The organism is Methylocella sp. CPCC 101449 (assembly GCF_031921685.1).
GTDB lineage: Bacteria > Pseudomonadota > Alphaproteobacteria > Rhizobiales > Beijerinckiaceae > Terripilifer.
Genome location: NZ_JAPDHU010000002.1, coordinates 328,078 through 345,346 on the forward strand (window position 1 = coordinate 328,078; position 17,269 = coordinate 345,346).

18 protein-coding genes are annotated in these 17,269 nt (G+C 61.2%); 7 read left to right on the forward strand and 11 right to left on the reverse strand.

What is annotated here, in order from left to right; all coding sequences use genetic code 11:
* Position 1 precedes the first annotated feature (1 nt).
* The gene (locus OIM99_RS12165) at positions 2–805 is read right to left on the reverse strand and encodes a TetR/AcrR family transcriptional regulator (protein ID WP_311850676.1); all 804 of its coding nucleotides are present in this window, start codon (positions 803–805) and stop codon (positions 2–4) included.
* On the opposite strand from OIM99_RS12165, the gene OIM99_RS12170 reads away from it, so the two are divergent.
* The gene (locus OIM99_RS12170; RefSeq protein ID WP_311850677.1) at positions 770–1,216 is read left to right on the forward strand and encodes a thioesterase family protein; all 447 of its coding nucleotides are present in this window, start codon (positions 770–772) and stop codon (positions 1,214–1,216) included. The two genes, OIM99_RS12165 and OIM99_RS12170, sit on opposite strands and share 36 nt — an antisense overlap.
* Here the strand turns inward: OIM99_RS12170 and OIM99_RS12175 are convergent.
* Positions 1,207–3,072, reverse strand: coding sequence for an ABC-F family ATP-binding cassette domain-containing protein (locus tag OIM99_RS12175; protein WP_311852258.1), 1,866 nt, complete (start codon positions 3,070–3,072; stop codon positions 1,207–1,209). The genes OIM99_RS12170 and OIM99_RS12175 overlap by 10 nt on opposite strands.
* A gap of 64 nt (positions 3,073–3,136) precedes the next feature.
* Here OIM99_RS12175 and OIM99_RS12180 point away from each other — a divergent pair, with 64 nt between their 5' ends.
* Both OIM99_RS12180 and fabF read left to right on the forward strand, forming a co-directional pair.
* Positions 3,137–3,574: a MarR family transcriptional regulator gene (locus tag OIM99_RS12180; protein WP_311850678.1), complete on the forward strand. Its 438-nt coding sequence runs from the start codon at positions 3,137–3,139 to the stop codon at positions 3,572–3,574.
* Positions 3,575–3,660: 86 nt separating this feature from the next.
* Positions 3,661–4,929 (forward strand): beta-ketoacyl-ACP synthase II, encoded by a 1,269-nt coding sequence (fabF, locus tag OIM99_RS12185; RefSeq protein ID WP_311850679.1) that lies wholly within the window; start codon positions 3,661–3,663, stop codon positions 4,927–4,929.
* A 24-nt stretch (positions 4,930–4,953) separates the two neighbouring features.
* Here the strand turns inward: fabF and OIM99_RS12190 are convergent, their stop codons facing one another.
* From OIM99_RS12190 to OIM99_RS12205, 4 genes are all read right to left on the reverse strand, one after another.
* A complete protein-coding gene (locus OIM99_RS12190; protein WP_311850680.1) occupies positions 4,954–5,544 on the reverse strand; it encodes a DUF3501 family protein in 591 nt (196 codons plus the stop codon).
* Positions 5,545–5,620: 76 nt separating this feature from the next.
* The gene (locus OIM99_RS12195) at positions 5,621–6,964 is read right to left on the reverse strand and encodes a heterodisulfide reductase-related iron-sulfur binding cluster (protein ID WP_311850681.1); all 1,344 of its coding nucleotides are present in this window, start codon (positions 6,962–6,964) and stop codon (positions 5,621–5,623) included.
* A gap of 121 nt (positions 6,965–7,085) precedes the next feature.
* The gene (locus OIM99_RS12200; RefSeq protein ID WP_311850682.1) at positions 7,086–7,502 is read right to left on the reverse strand and encodes a rubrerythrin family protein; all 417 of its coding nucleotides are present in this window, start codon (positions 7,500–7,502) and stop codon (positions 7,086–7,088) included.
* A 233-nt stretch (positions 7,503–7,735) separates the two neighbouring features.
* On the reverse strand, positions 7,736–8,653 hold the full coding sequence (locus OIM99_RS12205; RefSeq protein ID WP_311850683.1) for a LysR substrate-binding domain-containing protein: 918 nt from the start codon (positions 8,651–8,653) through the stop codon (positions 7,736–7,738).
* Positions 8,654–8,829: 176 nt separating this feature from the next.
* Here OIM99_RS12205 and ndk point away from each other — a divergent pair, with 176 nt between their 5' ends.
* The 3 genes from ndk (at position 8,830) to OIM99_RS12220 (ending at position 12,951) form a co-directional block, all read left to right on the forward strand.
* Complete coding sequence (gene ndk, locus OIM99_RS12210; protein ID WP_311850684.1) at positions 8,830–9,252, forward strand: nucleoside-diphosphate kinase; 423 nt, start codon at positions 8,830–8,832, stop codon at positions 9,250–9,252.
* Positions 9,253–9,467: 215 nt separating this feature from the next.
* Positions 9,468–10,808 carry a dicarboxylate/amino acid:cation symporter gene (locus OIM99_RS12215; RefSeq protein WP_311850685.1) on the forward strand — a complete coding sequence of 447 codons (1,341 nt, stop codon included), beginning with the start codon at positions 9,468–9,470 and terminating at the stop codon, positions 10,806–10,808.
* A 37-nt stretch (positions 10,809–10,845) separates the two neighbouring features.
* Positions 10,846–12,951 carry a molybdopterin oxidoreductase family protein gene (locus OIM99_RS12220; RefSeq protein ID WP_311850686.1) on the forward strand — a complete coding sequence of 702 codons (2,106 nt, stop codon included), beginning with the start codon at positions 10,846–10,848 and terminating at the stop codon, positions 12,949–12,951.
* On the opposite strand, the gene OIM99_RS12225 is transcribed toward OIM99_RS12220, so the two are convergent.
* The 4 genes from OIM99_RS12225 to OIM99_RS12240 all read right to left on the reverse strand — a co-directional run bounded on the left by OIM99_RS12225 (position 12,948) and on the right by OIM99_RS12240 (position 15,832).
* On the reverse strand, positions 12,948–13,352 hold the full coding sequence (locus tag OIM99_RS12225) for a GFA family protein (protein WP_311850687.1): 405 nt from the start codon (positions 13,350–13,352) through the stop codon (positions 12,948–12,950). The two genes, OIM99_RS12220 and OIM99_RS12225, sit on opposite strands and share 4 nt — an antisense overlap.
* 18 nt (positions 13,353–13,370) lie before the next feature.
* Positions 13,371–13,790: a DUF3592 domain-containing protein gene (locus OIM99_RS12230; protein ID WP_311850688.1), complete on the reverse strand. Its 420-nt coding sequence runs from the start codon at positions 13,788–13,790 to the stop codon at positions 13,371–13,373.
* Between the two features lie 94 nt (positions 13,791–13,884).
* Positions 13,885–14,865 carry a DUF4375 domain-containing protein gene (locus tag OIM99_RS12235; RefSeq protein ID WP_311850689.1) on the reverse strand — a complete coding sequence of 327 codons (981 nt, stop codon included), beginning with the start codon at positions 14,863–14,865 and terminating at the stop codon, positions 13,885–13,887.
* A gap of 250 nt (positions 14,866–15,115) precedes the next feature.
* Positions 15,116–15,832 carry a glutathione S-transferase family protein gene (locus OIM99_RS12240; protein WP_311850690.1) on the reverse strand — a complete coding sequence of 239 codons (717 nt, stop codon included), beginning with the start codon at positions 15,830–15,832 and terminating at the stop codon, positions 15,116–15,118.
* 90 nt (positions 15,833–15,922) lie between these two features.
* Here OIM99_RS12240 and OIM99_RS12245 point away from each other — a divergent pair, with 90 nt between their 5' ends.
* Positions 15,923–16,615, forward strand: coding sequence for a YafY family protein (locus OIM99_RS12245; protein WP_311850691.1), 693 nt, complete (start codon positions 15,923–15,925; stop codon positions 16,613–16,615).
* A 16-nt stretch (positions 16,616–16,631) separates the two neighbouring features.
* Here the strand turns inward: OIM99_RS12245 and OIM99_RS12250 are convergent, their stop codons facing one another.
* Complete coding sequence (locus OIM99_RS12250) at positions 16,632–17,060, reverse strand: VOC family protein (RefSeq protein ID WP_311850692.1); 429 nt, start codon at positions 17,058–17,060, stop codon at positions 16,632–16,634.
* Positions 17,061–17,269: the final 209 nt, after the last annotated feature.

The following is a 17,269-nucleotide window of genomic DNA, read 5'->3' on the forward strand; positions in this document are numbered from 1 at the left end:
CTTATTTGGCCTTGCGTGCCTTCGCGCTTGAGGGCATGCCAAGCCCGCTCACGACGAGGGCGAACATGCGTGCCAACCGATCGAGGGCGCCCTCGATACTGCCCGTATCCTCCGCCATGAAACGGCGAATTTCAGCTTGATAGGTGGCGAAGACAATCTCCACTGCGAATTCGACATTGATGTCGGACGCGACTTCGCCACGATCGATGCAGATGCGAATGATCTTCTCGATCAGCTTGTGAATGCGCCTGTTATTTTCGTTGAAAGCATCGCTGTGCTTGCCGCTGGAAAAGAAATTGAGTTCTCGCAATGTCGCGCGCGAAAGCTTCGGAGACCGCCGATGATGCACATACATCGGGCGAAGCAGTTTGATCAGAGCGTCGACCATTTTGCTTTCGCTGAAATCCGTCCGTTCCATCTCGTTCAGGACGGTGTCGAACCACTCGTTGAAGATGAGGAACAGAAGGTCGCGCTTATCATCGGCATAGAAGAACAAGGTGGCAATGCCGATGCCGGCTTCGTGCGCGATCTGCGCAGTCGTCGTCTGGTCGTAGCCACGGGTCGCAAACAGAGAGTAGGCCACCTCTTTGATGCGCTTCAGCTTCTCCGCCTTGTTCTGTTCCCGTCGCCCACCGGCGACTTTGTCCCTTGGCATGATCGTCTGTGCTCTTCCGTCGGCGTTCAACGCGCTGAACGATCGAATATCACCAAAATGAATAGGCGAGGCAACATGAATTGGTTGCCGATCGCGAGAGGGAGTTAAATGTCGATGTCGAAGCGATATTCCTATGAGCGGCTGGTCCATTGGGGCGAATGCGATCCGGCCGGGATCATTTTCTTTCCCAATTACGCGCGCTGGATGGTCGAAGGCCTGAATGCTTTCCTGCTCGATCTCGGCTTCGATCCGCACGGTGGCATATCCGAAATGTCGATCGGCGGGCTCCCGGCCGTTCGCTCGACATTCGAATATAGCGCACCGGCCTACCTGCATGCCCGTGTCGTTCATGCCATCGAAGTGAAGTCTCTGGGCGCCAAGTCCCTGACCTTCGCGCATACGATCAGCCAAGGCGAAAAAATCCTGGCTAAAGCCGAGGACGTGCGGGTCTGGGTCGAGTTCGAGCCCGGCGGCAAGATTCAGAGCAGGGCGATCCCGGAAAGATTACGGGCATTGCTGGCACCGTATGTGGCGATGCCAGCGGTTGCCGATCATCCCTGAGCCGCTTCAAGCTCGCCTGAGAGCGACAGCCATTCCTCTTCCGCGTTCATCAAGGCGGCTTCGACTTCGCTGCGCTGGCGCGCCAGTTCGCCGGCCTTCGCCGGGTCGCGGCTGAAGGCATCGGGATCGGCGAGCATGGCATCAATGCGACGCCGCAGATCCTCGAATTTGTGCATCTTCTGCTCGGCCGCATCGATGCGCTTGCGCAGTTGCGAGACATCCTTGCGGCTGAGCGACGCGTCGCGTTTCTCCGGTGTCGGCGTCTCGCGCTTGCCTTCGCTTTTGGGGGGCTCCGCTTTGCCCAGGACATAGCGAACATAATCGTCCATGTCGCCGTCGAACGGTTTCACCGAACCCTCAGTGACAAGCCAGAGCCGGTCGGCGCAGGCTTCGAGCAGATAGCGATCATGCGAGACCAGAATGATCGCGCCTTCATATTCGTTGATCGCCTCGATCAGGGCGGCGCGGCTGTCGATGTCGAGATGGTTGGTCGGCTCGTCCATGATGATGAGGTGCGGGCCGCCGAAGGTGGCGAGCGCCATCAATAGGCGCGCCTTCTCGCCACCCGACAGTTCCGTGACGCGCGTATCGGCCTTGCCGCCGGAGAAACCAGCGCGGGCACAGCGGGCGCGGATCTGCGCCTGGGTGGCACCCGGCATCAGCCGCGCGATATGGGAGTAGGGCGTGCCATTGGGTTCGAGATCGTCGATCTGATGCTGGGCGAAGAAGCCGACGTCGAGCCGCGACGAACGCTTGACCTCGCCCTTCATCGCTTCAAGCCGACCGGCCACCAGTTTGGCGAAGGTCGATTTGCCGTTGCCGTTGGCGCCGAGCAGGCCGATGCGATCGTCGTTGGAGATCGACAGGCTCAGCCGCGACAGCACGACCCGTTCGTCGTAGCCGGCGTTGACATTGTCCATGGCGACGATCGGCGGTGACAGGGGCTTTTCAGGCGAGGGGAAGTTGAACGGCAGCACATCCTCGTCTACGATGGCTGTCATCGGCTCCATCTTTTCGAGCATCTTCAGGCGCGATTGCGCCTGGCGTGCCTTGGTCGCCTTGGCCCGGAAGCGGTCGACGAAGGATTGCAGATGCTTGCGCTTCTCGTCCTGCTTCTTGATGTGCTTGGCTTGAATGGCCTGTTGTTCGCGGCGTTGCTTTTCGAAGCTCGTATAATTGCCGCGCCAGACGGTGAGCTTGGCGCGTTCCAGATGCAGGATATGGTCGGCCACCGCATCGAGCAGGTCGCGATCATGGCTGATGACCAGGATGGTCGCCGGATAAGTCCGCAGATATTCGACCAGCCACAATGTACCTTCGAGATCGAGATAGTTGGTCGGCTCGTCGAGCAGCAGCAGATCGGGCCGCGAGAACAAAACCGCCGCCAGCGCCACGCGCATGCGCCAGCCGCCGGAAAATTCCGACAGCGGCCTCTGTTGCGCCTCGTGGTTGAAACCGAGACCGGCGAGAATTTCCGCCGCTCGCGCTGGGGCGGCATGGGCCTCGATATCGACGAGCCGGGTCTGGATGTCGGCGATGCGATGCGCATCGGTGGCGGTCTCAGCTTCCACCAGCAAAGCGGCGCGCTCCTTGTCCGCATCGAGCACGAAGGAAATCAGGCTCTGCGGGCCGCCGGGGGCTTCCTGCTCGACGCGGCCGAGCCGTGCGCGGCTCGGCAGGGACAGGGTGCCGCTCTCGGGCGCGATTTCGTCGGCGATCAGCCGGAACAGGGTGGTCTTGCCCGCGCCATTGCGGCCGACAAAGCCGATCCGCGCCCGTTCCGGCAGGAAGGCGCTGGCGTCGTCGAAGAGAACCCGCGGTCCGAGGCGGTAGGTGAGATCGTTGATCTGCAACATGGCGCTCATGTGCGCGGACTTGGCCGCGGATGCAACCCCTGTATTGACGGATTGGGCAGCGCTTATGGTAGCGTTCGCCATGGTTTTACCTGACGATCTTGCAAAATGCCTCGTGCTGAACACGGTTGCCGCCGCCCGAACCTTGTTGCGGCGATACGACGCTCAATTGAAACCCTTAGGGGTCACGGTGCAGCAATTCTCGCTCCTGGCGGCCATCCGTTTTCTTCCCGGTGAGCCGGTCGCGACTTTGGCGCAGCGCGTGTATTTGGACCGCACGAGCCTCACCCGAAACCTCGATCTTCTCGAGCGCAAAGGGCTCGTGCGACGGGTTTCGGGCGCGGTTGGCAACGCCCGGCTGTGTGAGCTGACGAAGGCGGGCAACACCTTGCTCGATCGCCTGTTGACCGAATGGCAGCGGTCCAACACGGAACTCAGACAACGCGTATCGGATCGAGACGCGAAGACCTATCTCCAGGTCGCCAAGCATCTGTCGCAAGAGTGAGGATATCTCCGGGTTTGCCTGACACCGCTCGTGTGCTATATACCGTGTATATACACGGTGATAAATCAATGCGGGAATTCCATTCAGTGCAGGAACCTATTGTCGTTACGGGGCTTGGCGCGGTGTCTCCTTTAGGGGCTGGCGTCGCCACGAACTGGAAGAGACTGCTCGCCGGGCAGAGCGGTATCAGGCAGAACACGCGCTTCGACACACAAGGGTGGAAGTGCACCATCGCGGGGCTCGTGCCGTCACGCGCGGAGGATCCCGAAGGTTTCGATCCGGAAGCGGCGATGGATGCGAAAGATCTGCGCCGCACCGATCTGTTCATCCATTATGCGATGGCCGCGGCACAGGAAGCTTTGGATCAAGCCGGCTGGCACCCGGAAAATTTTGAGGAGAGGGCGCGCACCGCCACGATCGTTGGCACCGGCGTTGGCGGCGTTCCCGCGATTACGGGTGCGGCCGAGACGGTGAAAACATTGGGCGTGCGCCGCCTGTCGCCCTTCGTCGTGCCGTCGTTCTTGCCCAATCTTGCCGCCGGGCAGGTGTCCATCCGTTTCGGTTTTCATGGGCCTGCCGGTGCGCCAGTCACGGCCTGCGCGGCCTCTGCGCAGGCGATCGGCGATGCGCTGCGCATGATCCGCACCGGCGAAGTCGATATCGCTCTCTGCGGCGGCACGGAAGGGTGTGTCGATCCCGTGGCCATCGGCGGCTTCACGGCGGCAAAGGCGCTGTCGTTCAATTTCAACGATGAACCGCAGCGCGCTTCGCGTCCTTTCGATATTGATCACGATGGCTTCGTGCTCTCGGAAGGGGCGGCGATGCTGGTCATCGAGCGGGTCAGCCACGCGCAGCGGCGCGGCGCCCGCCCGCTAGCGGTCCTCTCAGGCTACGGCACCACCACCGATGCTCATCATGTGACGGCCGGATGGCCCGATGGTCGCGAGGCCGCACGCGCCATGCAGATGGCGCTCGCCATGGCAGGCGTTGGTGCGGAAGCCATCGACTACGTCAATGCACATGCCACCTCGACGCCTGTGGGTGATGCGGCCGAGTTGGCCGCCCTGGAGAACATTTTCGCATCGAGCGGGAAGCGCACGCCTGTCGGATCGACGAAGTCGGCAACGGGCCACATGCTCGGCGCTGCGGGCGCGATCGAGGCGGTGTTTTCGGTTCTCGCGCTGCAGAACCAAATCCTGCCGCCAAGCCTCAATATCGAAACGCCGATGCCCGAAGCGAAGGCCTTCGATCTGCTGTCCGATGGCGCGCGGCCGGCTCGGGTCGACCACGTACTGTCCAACGCTTTCGGCTTCGGCGGCGTCAATGCGGCGCTCGTCTTCAGCCGGTACGGATAAAATCCGTCCGCCTGCCGACAGCGCTTAATCGAAATCCTTCGCCAATTCGGCGCGGCTCGTTTCGGTCAGCACGGCCATGTGATTGTAGTTCTCGTGGCCGAGGCCGACGATCACTTGCGTGCCGGGCTTCTTGAAGGCTTCGATCTGCGCCGGGCTGAAGGCAAAGTGGACGAACTGCACCGAGGAGGCCTTGCCCGCTTCGGTGGTGCGATCCTGGTCTTCCTCCGGCCTGCCGGCAATCTTCTCGCCGTTGATCATCATGAAGGCGGTGTCCTCGATGCCGCCGACGCGGCTGAGAATACGCTTGCGCCGTTCCGGCTCGTCGATCTCGATCATGAAGGTGGCAACGAGTTCCTGGCCCTGCGGGATCAAAGGATTGTAGGCCGCCAGTTCGTCCTTCAACTGCTCTTCGCCGCCGCGCTCGATGTGCAACATCTCTTGCACCTGCAGCCACATGGTTTCGAAACTTTCGAAATAGAAAGTGACATTGGGGCCGACGTCGACACGGCGATTGCGCTTCGTCTGGCCGATGCGGCGGCGGGTGTCCATCCGATCCTTGGCATATTCGGCCCAGGGCAGGATGTCGGCGGCGGTGAGTGCGCGTTTGGCGGCCATGGTTTTACTCGTTGATGAATTTAGAACGCGGGTTGTACCCGCCAGCTTGTAGTCGCTTGCTTGTAATCGCTTGGCGTCAGAAATCGAGTCCGTAGGCGCGGGCGAGCAACTGGATCGGATGTTTCACCAGTTGCGGTTTCGGCTTGTCCGTGCCCAGCGCATCGATGCCCTGGGTGATGTGGACGCCGGCCAGCGGGCATTCCGATGTCACGAAAGCCTTGCCGCCATCGCGCGCCGTGCGCGCCACGGGCCTGCCGACCTTCTTGGCCACGTCGAAATTGCCCTTCTTGAAGCCCCAGGCGCCGCCGTGGCCCGAGCAACGCTCGATCACCTGCACGTCGGCTTGCGGCAACAGCTTCAACATCTCGTTGGCCTTCTGGCCCATGTTCTGGGCGCGCGAATGGCAGGAGATGTGCAGCGACACGCCACCGGCGATCGGTTCCATGCCCGGCGCGATGCCGTTCTTCTTGGCGATGTCGACGACATATTCGCTGAGATCGAAAGTGGCCTTCGACAGTTTCTTCACCGCCTCGTTATCGGGCACGATCAGCGGCCATTCGAATTTCAGCATCAGCGCGCAGGAAGGCACCAGCGCGATCACGTCATAGCCTTTGTCGATCCACTCGCCGAGCGCCTTGGCGACGATCTCCGCCGATTTCGCCACTTCGGCGATATGCCCTTGTTCGAGCATCGGCATGCCACAGCAATGCGGATGCACCACTTCGGTCTCGACGCCGTTGCGGGCGAGAACGGCGCGCGCGGCGAGGCCGGGGGCGGGGTCATTGTAGTTGTTGAAGCAGGTGGCATAGAGCACGGCCTTGCGGCCGAAGCCTGGCGCTTCGCGGTTGATTTCCGGCGTCGTCGCGCGCGCCGTGCTGGTCAGCGGCGAACGGACATAGGTCGGCAGCTCAGCGCGGGCGTCGAGCCCGGTGACCTTCTCCAGAACGGCGCGCGAGAACTTGTTATTCGTCGCGGTGACGGCATTGGCGATCGGCGCGACGAGGCCGACGAGCTTGCCGTTGCGATCGGTTTCGGCGAGCTGCTTGTCGATGAACGGAGCTTCGCCCTTTTTCGCTTCGACGGCACGGTAGCGCAGCATCAGATGCGGGAAATCGAGATCGAACGAGTGCGGCGGCACATAGGGACACTTCGTCATGAAGCACAGGTCGCAGAGCGTGCAGGCATCGACGACCGATTTGAAATCGCTGCTGGCGACGGTGTCGAGCTCTTCCGAGGGGGCTGCGTCGACGAGATCGAACAGCCGCGGGAAGGAGTCGCACAGATTGAAACAACGGCGGCAGCCGTGACAGATGTCGAAGACGCGCCGCAGTTCGGCGTCGAGCTTCTCCTCGTCATAGAACTCAGGATTCTGCCAGTCGATTGGATGTCGGGTCGGCGCTTCGAGACTTCCCTCTCTCATGGCTTTCTCTGTTCCTTCAGGGCGTGAGACGAAAGCGGCCGGAGCGAGAACTCCGGCCGCAAATAGTACATGCGTGCTGAAATCTGACCCAGCTGTGGATCAATTCAACGTTGCGGCGTGCTTACTTGAGTTCGTCGAGGGCGCGCTGGAAACGGCCAGCGTGCGAACGCTCGGCCTTGGCCAGCGTTTCGAACCAATCGGCGATTTCCTCGTGGCCTTCTTCGCGGGCCGTGCGCGCCATGCCCGGATACATGTCGGTGTATTCGTGCGTTTCGCCAGCGACGGCGGCGGCGAGGTTCAGGTTGGTGGCGCCGATCGGCAGGCCGGTGGCCGGGTCGCCGCAAGCTTCCAGAAATTCGAGGTGGCCATGGGCGTGGCCGGTTTCGCCTTCCGCGGTGGAGCGGAACACGGCGGCGACATCATTGTAGCCTTCGACGTCGGCCTTTTGAGCGAAATACAGGTAGCGACGGTTGGCCTGGGATTCACCCGAGAATGCTTCCTTCAGGTTGTCTTCAGTTTTGCTGCCCTTAAGAGCCATTTTTTGCCTCTCACTCATGCGATTGCCGGTCTCTCCGGATGCGTTTTGGCGGCTGCTGACAGCCTCAAGCTCCAGATTGGAATTGTTTTTGGAATTATTCGAAGGTGACTGTCAACGTGACTGATCGCGCAGGGCTAAGGAGGTGAGGCAAAGCGCCGCATCCATCGTTGTGGTGAAGCCGAACCGCATCGGCGGTGCCGATGAAAATCATCGACGCGGCCAATCGTGTGACTCTATTTTTGCAGTTTGCGCATCGGCTCGGGCAAAGCGGCGCGGATCAGGCGCGCCAATTCGACGAGCGCCTTCAGGCGCGGGCTGTTGCGGCGATAGATCAGGCGAATGCGCCGCGTCGCATCATCGCCGGCGAGCGGGCGGATCGACATCTGCACGCCAGAGGCGCGGCCGCTCTCGATTGCCATCTGCGGCACGAGCGTCACGCCGAAACCCGCGCCAGTGAGATGCAGGAGCGTCTCAAGCGACGTGGCGCGAATATCCGCATGACCGGCGACGCTCGCCTCCTGCTGGCGGCAGAGATCGACCACCTGGTCGCGCAGGCAATGGCCATCGGCGAGCAGCAGCAGCGACTTCGGATCGATGTCGGAAGCCTTGATGGTTTTCAAAGCGAGCAGGGGATGATTGGCCGGCGTCGCCACCCAGAACGGCTCGTCGAACAGCTCCATCGACGTGAGTTCTGCCGGTTCCGGCGGTGTGGCGATGATCGCCGCGTCCAGCTTGCCCTGCGCCACCAGGGGCACGAGATTGCCCGTCAGGTCCTCGACGATGACGAGCGGCGCATTGGGCAGTTTCTCGGCCGCCGCCGGCAGCACATAGGGCATCAGATAGGGGCCGAGCGTCGGGATGACGCCGAGCCGCAGACGGCCCGACAGGGGGTCGCGATTGGCGCGCGCGATATCGACGATATCCTGCGAGGCGGAGACGGCGCGCCGGGCATGGGCGAGGATTTCCTCGCCGGCCTCGGTCGGCCGCACCGAACGACCGACCCGGTGAAACACCGCGATGCCGAGTTCCTCCTCGAGCTTGGCGATCTGACCGCTCAAGGTCGGCTGGCTGACATTGCAGGCGGCGGCCGCCTTGCCGAAATGGCCGTGCTCGGACAAAGCGATGATGTATTGCAGGTCGCGGAGATTCATGGATCGATCTTTAATTGATATTGCCGATGCATCTATGATATTTGATCGGGAATATCAATATTTAAAACAAGCCGAAATCGCCTGCAAAATCGCCTGCTTGGGCGTTCCTTGAACCTGTTAAATCCTCCGTCTATAAGCGCCGCTCCTTCCACTGATTTTCAGGAAAGCCCAGCCAGATGGCCCTCGAACGTACCTTTTCGATCCTCAAGCCCGATGCGACCCGCCGCAACCTGACCGGCGCCGTCAATGCGCTGATCGAAAAGGCGGGACTGCGCATCGTCGCTCAGAAGCGCATTCAGATGACCCGCGCGCAGGCCGAAACCTTCTACGCCGTTCACAAGGAACGCCCGTTCTTCGGCGAGCTGGTCGAGTTCATGACCTCGGGCCCGGTCGTCGTTCAGGTGCTGGAAGGCGACAACGCCATCGCCAAATATCGCGAAGTGATGGGCGCCACCAATCCGGCCAATGCCGCGCCGGGCACCATTCGCAAGGAATTCGCGGAGTCCGTCGGTGAGAACACCGCGCATGGTTCCGATGCGCCGGAAACCGCCGTCGTTGAGATCGCCCAGTTCTTCTCCGGCAACGAAATCGTCGGCTAACGATTTTATAGCGTTCCACAGATTACGGCAGCCAGGTCACCGTCGCGTGACCTGGCTGTTTTGCTTTCGGTCTTGTTGCAGCGCATCGTCAAACGCCGCTCCGGCAAGCAACATCTCGTGATTTGCCTCACCGATGACGAGGCCAGATAACCGTAAGGTGACGGTCCGCCTCGGCAATGCGAAGACGAACTGTCTCGCAGCCGAGAGGTGCAGCGATGTCATCTTCATCCATTTCCGCAACCCATGAGCCCGCATCCCCAGGCAAAGCCTGGTGGTCGCATCTGTATGTTCAGGTGCTGATCGCCATCGCGCTGGGCGTTGCGCTCGGCTATTTCCGGCCCGACATCGCCGGCACCGATGCGGTCAAGGCGCTGGGCGACGGCTTCGTCAAGCTGATCCGCATGATCATCGCGCCGATCATCTTTTGCACCGTCGTCGTCGGCATTGCCGGCATGGAGAGCATGAAGAAGGTGGGACGTGTCGGTCTCACCGCTATCATCTATTTCGAGATCATGACGACGGTCGCCCTCGTGGTCGGCCTGGTGGTCATCAACGTGTTGCATCCGGGCGTCGGCGCCAACATCGATCCAAAGACGATCGATCCGCATGCGATTGCAACGTTCACCGCCGCGGCCGAGCACAGCACGACCACCCAATTCCTTCTCGACATCATTCCGGAAAGTTTCTTCGGAGCGTTCGCCAAGGGCGAAATTCTGCCGGTGCTGTTTCTCGCCGTGCTGTTCGGCTTTGCTTTGTTTCGCCTCGGCGAGCCGGGCAAGCCCGTGCTGGATCTGATCGACCGCGCCGGCAAAGTGATGTTCGGCATCGTCGGCATCATCATGCGGGCGGCGCCCATCGGCGCGTTCGGCGCCATGGCTTATGTCGTGTCCAAATTCGGCATCGGCAGCCTGTGGTATCCGATCTATCTGCTGATCATCTTTTACGTGACCTCGATCCTCTTCGTGCTGATCATCCTGGGTCTCGTCGCGCGCTGGGCCGGTTTCAGCATCATCGCCTTCGTGCGTTACATCAAGGAAGAGCTGCTGCTGGTGCTTGGCACCTCGTCGTCGGAATCGGCGCTGCCGCGCCTGATGGCAAAGCTGGAAAATCTCGGCTGCGAAAAGTCCGTCGTCGGTCTCGTCGTGCCCACCGGCTATTCCTTCAACCTCGACGGCACCACCCTGTATCTGGCGCTCTCGGCGATCTTCGTCGCGCAGGCGACCAACACCTCGCTGTCGATCGGCGACCAGCTCGCCATCATGGCCGTGCTGATCCTGACCTCGAAGGGCGCGGCAGGTGTGACAGGGGCCGGCTTCACCACGCTCGTGGCCACGCTGTCGGTGATCCCGACGATCCCCGTAGTCGGCATCACCACCATTCAGGGCATCGACAAATTCATGTCGGAATGCCGGGCGCTGACCAATCTGGTCGGCAATGGCGTCGCCACCATCGTCGTGTCGAAATGGGAGGGTACGCTCGACGTCGAGCGGATGAACCGGGTGCTTTCCTTCGAGACCGACGGTGAAGCTGACAATCCGGAGGCATTGGTGCGATGAGGCTCCGCTAGCTAATCCGAGCGACGGCGTTTAAACCATGACCATGAACGCATCGGCCAAGATGGAACCAAAGATCGAACGCCGTCCCTCCGTCTGCCCGCACGATTGCCCGTCGGCCTGCGCGCTCGACGTGGAGGTGATCGACGGCCAGCGGATCGGTCGCATCCACGGTGCCAAGGACCAGAGCTATACGGCGGGTGTCATCTGCGCCAAGGTGGCGCGCTATGCCGAGCGTGTCCATCATCCTGAACGGCTGCTTCATCCGTTGAAGCGCATCGGTGCGAAAGGCGAGGGGCGCTTCCAGCGTATCACCTGGGACGAGGCGCTCGATGAAATCGGCCGCCGCTTCAATCAGGCGGAGCAGACGTTCGGACCTGAAAGCATCTGGCTCAACTATTACGCCGGCACCATGGGCAAGGTGATGAAGGACGGCATCAACCGTCTCGCCCATGCCAAGAAATATTCGCGCCACAATGGCACGATCTGCGTCAATCTTGCCTGGCCGGGGTTTCTCGCCGGCACTGGCTTTCTTGCCGGTCCCGATCCGCGCGAGATGGCGAAATCCGATTGCGTCGTCATCTGGGGCACCAATGCGGTTTCGACGCAGGTCAATGTCATGACCCATGCCCTGCGCGCCCGCAAGGAGCGCAAGGCGAAGATCGTCGTCATCGATATCTATCAAAACGACACGATGAAACAGGCCGACATGGCGCTCTGCCTGCGGCCGGGCAGCGATGGCGCGCTCGCCTGCGCGGTCATGCACATTCTGTTTCGCGATGGCCTGGCGGATCGCGCTTATCTCGACAAATACACCGATGCACCAGCGGAGCTTGAGGCGCATCTGGCGACGCGCGGGCCCGATTGGGCCTCCGCCATCACTGGTCTGTCGGTGGACGAGATCGAAGCCTTCGCCAAACTCGTCGGCACGACGAAGAAGACGTATTTCCGTCTCGGCTATGGCTTCTCGCGCCAGCGCAATGGCGCGTCCAACATGCATGCGGCCGCCAGCATCGCGGCCGTCGCCGGTTCCTGGCAATATGAGGGCGGCGGCGCCTTTCACAACAACGGCGGCATCTATCGGCTGAAACTGCCTCTGGTCACCGGCGCCGATGTGATGGACCCTTCTACCCGCTGGCTCGATCAGTCACGTGTCGGTGCCATTCTCTGCGGTGACGAGGATGCGCTGAAGGACGGCCCGCCGGTCAAAGCCATGCTGATCCAGAACACCAATCCGGTGTCGGTGGCGCCCGATCAAACCCGCGTCAAACAGGGCTTTGCCCGCGAGGATCTGTTCCTGGTGGTGCACGAGCAGTTCATGACCGAAACGGCTTTGATGGCTGACATCGTTCTGCCGGCCACCATGTTCCTCGAGCATGACGACATCTACACCGGCGGCGGCCATCAATATATCGAACTGGCGCAAAAGCTCGTCGATCCGCCGGGTGAATGCCGCACCAATCATGACGTGATCTGTGCCATCGCGGCGCGGGTCGGTGCTGAGCATCCAGGCTTTGCCATGACGCCGCGTGAACATATCGACGCGGGCCTGCGCTCATCAGGCTGGGGTTCGCTCGAAGAGTTGGAAAAGATCAACTGGCGCGACGTGCAGACGGATTTCGAGACGGCGCATTTCCTCAACGGCTTTGGCTGGCCCGACCGCAAATATCATTTCAAGGCCGATTGGTCGCGCGTGCCCTTTGGCGGCGAGCTGTCGGAAGAGTGGCGGCGGATGCCGGTCTTGCCTGACCATTGGGATGTCAACGAGAAGACAGACGCAGCGCATCCGTTCAAACTGGCGACCAGTCCGTCGCGCTCTTTCCTCAACTCGTCCTTCAACGAAACGCCGTCATCCCTGGCACGTGAGGGCCGGCCGACGGTGCTGATCCATCCTGAGGACGCAGCGGCGCTGACCATTGTCGAGGGTGACAAAGTCGTGCTCGGCAATGTGCGCGGCGAAGTGCGGCTGCATGCCAGGATTTTCCCTGGCCTGCAGCGTGGCGTGCTGATCTCGGAAGGCATCTGGCCGAACCACGCGTTCGAGGATGGCAAGGGCATCAACACGCTGACACGGGCCGAAACGCCGGCGCCCTTCGGCGGCGCCGCCTTCCACGACAATCACGTTTGGATCAGGCGCACCAATTAACGCGGCGGCATGCCGGGGAAAGCCGGCAGACCTTCCGCCAGGCGGTGGAACGCCTGCTTCTCTGCCGTGTAAATGGCCATTTGCGGCGCGAAGGCCGTTGGATCGTCAAGCGTGCCGACCTTCAAGATGACGAAGGGCAGGTCTTGGCGCCGCGTGACCATATGCGTGCCGCACTCTTCGCAGAATTCGCGGGTGACCGGCTTTTCCAGATCGCTGCGCGCGAAAGTCTTCGGCTGCCCCTGGACGTAGCGGAAGCCATCGGGCGGCAGGAGCATGAACATGTGCGGTGACCCGCCGCTGATGTGCTGGCAGGCGCGGCAATAGCATTCGGCCTGCAAGCGTGGCGTGCCCTCGGCGACATAGCGGACCTTGCCGCAGTAACAACCACCTTCGAGTTTCATCGGACATCAGCTCCTTGATCAGGATTGAACGATTTTTCCGCCGCTTTTCGGCCTGCGCTTGAACACGAGAACGATGAGCGGGATCAGGGTGAAAAGCAGGCCGGGAATGGCCAGAAAGGTTGGCCCGGCCCAAAGCGTCCAGAAGGACGAGATGACGGCTTGATCGGGATGAGCTGGATCATACCAGATGCGCACCGTATCGCCGTCCGCATAGGGCGGATTTGTCGAGCCGCTCGATGATGTCACGACGCGGGCGGCTGCGTTGGCGTCTGTCAGGAAACTAAACTGCGGGTAAAGGAAGACGCCGCCGTGATTGCCGCCAGGGCGGGAGACGGCGCCGATAAAGATCCCCTCGGTCGTTTTGGCACGCGCCAGAAATGCGAGAGTGGGTGCGAGATTTGCCGCCGCAGCCAAAAGAAAGAGAACGCCAATCGTCATCGGGATCGCAATGGGCCAGAACAGGGAGCGAGCGGGAGACGGCATGGCCCGCAGTGTAGCAGCGTGCAGAGAGCGAGCAATTGGAAAGGCTGCGCTAGCGCGGCAGAATGTCCTGCCGCCGCGCATAGGTGGTGAGTGCCTTGCGAATGTCTTCGCCATCCACAGAGCTGGTCAAAGCATCGAGCTGGTCATCCCAGGCATTCCACTCATGTTGGAATGACACGCGTCGGCGTTCTTCCGTCGAGATCGGATAGGGCTTGGGGAACATGGCGATGGCCTGATCGATGGTCGTGCCAAGGGCTTCCTGGCCGACATCGCGCAGGGCCTGGGCCGCGTGGAGAGCAAACGCCCCGCTGGAATTGCTGAAGAACTGATGCATGCCGCCGTTGAACAATTCCCCCATCAGCAGTGTCAGGACATAGACGGTGCGATAGGGCCCCGGCATCTGCTCGATCTCCGCTTGGATCGTCGCGGCATTGCCGAAGCCGGAGGGGCCCGGCAGCAATTGCTCTTGCAGATAGGAAAGACGGTTGTCGTCGGACAGATTTTCACGGGCTTGTTTGAGGGCTGCTGAGACGACAGGATCGCGCGCCGCATAACCCTCCACTTCGTCGCGAAACTTCTTTTTGCCGACGAATTGCTTGCCCAACTCCAGTAGTTTGGTTTCAGTGGCCGTCGGTGGTTTGAAGAGATCGGGCAGAATGCCTTCACCGACACGCAAAAAACTCTTCGAGAAGAAATCGGCGCGCTTTCTGTTTTCGATCGGATAATTCGGGCCGAAGACGGCGATCGCCTCGGCCATCACGCGTGCCCGATCCGACAGTTCCGCGGCATTGAGCGCCTTCAGCACGTCGGGCGCCAGGGTGGCGGCGGGATTGTCGAAATAGGCGCTGAGATTCTCCGTCGACGTTTCGTGCACGAATTCGCCGAGGCCGAGCAGAAGACGCAGATGTTGCAGGGGCAGGGGATCCCGATTGATCTTGGCGAGGTAGTCGTCGCGCTGTTCGATGGCGAGTTGCCACAGATCAGGCGGAAAGGTCAGCGAGAGCACGTCATAGTCGGGAATGTGGCGCAAAGTGGCGTCTCGAAATTGATAACGCTCGGAGCGAGCGGAGGGAGTGTGTTGCGCCATGCTCGGTGTGAGCGCGGCCAAAACGGCCGCGACCAACAGGCAGAGTTTGAGCAGCGATCGATAAAATGTCCGGGTTGTTTTCAAAAAGCATGTCCCGCGAGGTGATCCCGTAAACCCACGTTCATTGGATCACTCTCGCCGCCCACGATCAACGCTTCATGATCGCGGACATGATCGGAGCCGGATCGGCCAATCAGGCGGCGCGCTTTTCGCCCTTGGGGAAATATTGTTCTTCCATCCGTTGCGCATAGGCGATCAGGTTCGCGTGTTTCTTCACTTCGCCGCGGATGTCGCTGTCGAAAACTTCGCAGAGCGAGGCGGTAAGAAAGGCATAGACCGTTGCGTCTGCGCCACAGGGCTTGTCGCCCATGAGATAGCGCTTGTCGCCGAGCACCTGCGCCACCGCCGTGATGGCGCGGCTCGCCAAGTAGGTGCGCTGATCCTTCGTATGGCGGCCCATGCCATGGCCATGCGCGTTCTTGCGCACTTCCTTCACCACCATGTGACGGATGAGCGGGCGCAGCGGCGCGGGCATGCCGTCGAAGAAATGCGCCGGGCCACGGGCAAAATTTTCAGGTTCCAGCCAGCGTTCGTGCAACACCGTCCAATAGACATGGTCTTCGAGCATTTTCTCGACCGCCCAGGCGCAGCCGCGCTGTTCCGGCGTGAGGCCCGCGTCATAGTCGAAGCCATATTTCTTTTCGATATGGAGGCGGATGAAAGTCGAGTCGGCGATGATTTCGCCGTCGTCCTCGATCACCGGAAACTTGCCCTTCGGCGCCTTGCGCACATCGCCGCGCACCGGCTCGTAGGGGATGCCGGCGATCCGCAGCAGCATATGAGCCTTCATGACAAAGGGGCTCGGATCGACCAGTCCGAAACCGGGTCCAAACACCTGCAGTTTAACCATGACACCCCTCCGTTGCGTTTTAAGAGCATCGAGGCTCTACTGACACGCTCCTGACAAAGCCTGTCAGCAGCGCGTTGCATTCTAGCCCCCATGACCAGATCGTCTCGCCTTCTCGACATTGTGCAACTTTTGCGGCGCCACCGGCGGCCAGTAACCGCCGAAGCTGTGTCACGGGAGCTCGAAGTCTCCCTGCGCACCGTCTATCGCGATATTGCGACCCTCCAGTCCAACCGGGTGCCGATCCGGGGCGAGGCCGGCGTCGGCTATGTGCTGGAGCCGGGCTACGACCTGCCGCCGGTGATGTTCACCGCCGATGAGGTCGAGGCGATCCTGGTCGGTCTGCGTTGGCTGCGCGCCCGCGCCGACGCCTCGCTGGCGCGCGCCGCCGACGATGTCGAAGCCAAGATCGCCACTATCCTGCCCGATGCCCTTAAACCCGTGCTGATGGAATCCTCTTTGTTCGCGCCAGCGATGGAGGAGCGCATCGTCGCCGAGAACATCGACGTGGCGCCGGTGCGCGAGGCGATCCGCAAGGGCCTGCGCGTCACCATCGATTATGCCGATGCGGTGGGAGCCAAGACGAGCCGCACCATCTGGCCGTTCGGTCTGGCTTATTATGACTCGGTGCGTGTCGTCTTGGCCTGGTGCGAATGGCGGCAGGATTTCCGTTCCTTCCGCACCGATCGTATCGGCGGCTATGAGATCGGCCAGAAATATCCGGCCCGTCGCGCCGATCTCCTGAAGCGCTGGAAGGTGCTGACGGGCCATACTTTGCAAGTGTGAGATTGCGCAGGTGTGATCACGCGTGTGTGGCGAAGGGATCGTAGCTGCCGAAACTCCACACATTGCCTTCCGGGTCCACCACGTCATAGGCGCGGCCGGGATAGCCTTGGTTGTCGTAAGGCCCTCTGAGAATATGAGCGCCGACAGCTTTGGCCTGCGCCGCATGGGCATCCGGATCGTCGATCACCGCATAGACGCACATGGTGATGCAGCCGGCCTCTTTCACCGTCTTCCAGCGGTAGAGATCGGTGGTTTCATTCGGGCGATCGCTGCCGAGCATGATCATGTTGTCGTGCAGCGTCAGTTGCGCGTGGACGACGATCCTGGGATCGGCCTCGTCGCGATAGACAGCGTGTTCCTTGAAGCCGAAAGCACGGCAGAGGAAATCGATGGCCGCCGGAGCGTCTTTGTAGCGCAGGCAGGGGATGAGAGCGGGGCGAACCATGAATGCTCCTTGCTGGTTTCCGTTCTTATTGTGCCGTGCGTTCAACACGGCGTCTTGTACGGATGTAACCTGCGGCTCCTGTTCGGGTTCCGCGTTAAGGCGTTTTGCCGTTTGGCTTAGGCAAAAGGCACAAAGGCGCGTCAAAACAAAGATGTTAGGCAAATTGCGTTTCTATCGAAGTGCAATTTGCTCTAAGACGTCTTGGACGC